Origin of the sequence: Marinobacter sp. ATCH36, assembly GCF_023555055.1 — a bacterium.
Lineage (GTDB): Bacteria > Pseudomonadota > Gammaproteobacteria > Pseudomonadales > Oleiphilaceae > Marinobacter.
This window is the reverse complement of sequence record NZ_JAMJPL010000018.1, coordinates 1-457: the sequence shown is the minus strand read 5'-3', so window position 1 is coordinate 457 and position 457 is coordinate 1. Positions and strand designations below refer to the sequence as shown.

The 457-nt window shown below is 66.1% G+C and carries 1 protein-coding gene; it reads right to left on the bottom strand.

The window, feature by feature from the left end; genetic code table 11:
• Positions 1-13: 13 nt before the first annotated feature.
• Positions 14-457 (bottom strand): Crp/Fnr family transcriptional regulator (locus M8010_RS19860; protein ID WP_250094433.1); only part of this gene is annotated, 444 nt, incomplete at its 5' end.

Genomic DNA, 457 nt, shown 5'->3' with positions numbered 1-457 from the left:
CGGCAACGTTGGATCAGTTTTCTTGATCGTGCGCCGCAAGAAGTGCGGCGAGACCTGAAGCGTCGATGCGCCAGTGGTAGCGGCTGTCCGCGTCAGTGAGCAGGTTGCTGCGTCGCAACAACCCGAGCGCACGACTGGCCGATTCCGGGGCGACGCCGAGGATGGCGCCGATGTCTTCCAGACTGAGGCGGATCGCCCTGCCAGGCGCCTCTTCGGTGCGCAGTCGCAGCAGCAGGCGCGCCACCCGCGTTTTCACGTCGGCGTGTCCGGCGGCCAGTTCGGCCAGCCAGGCGTCCGCTTCGGCCAGTGCGGCGTACCAGTGCTCGAACAGTGGTTTCTGCAGTCGCGGCGTTTCCCGATTGAGGCGTTCAACCAGCGTGCGCGGGATGCGGCAGATCTTGGTCGGCGCCAGTGTGATTGCCGTGTGATCGTAGCCAGGCCGTACCAGCGCTTCGAG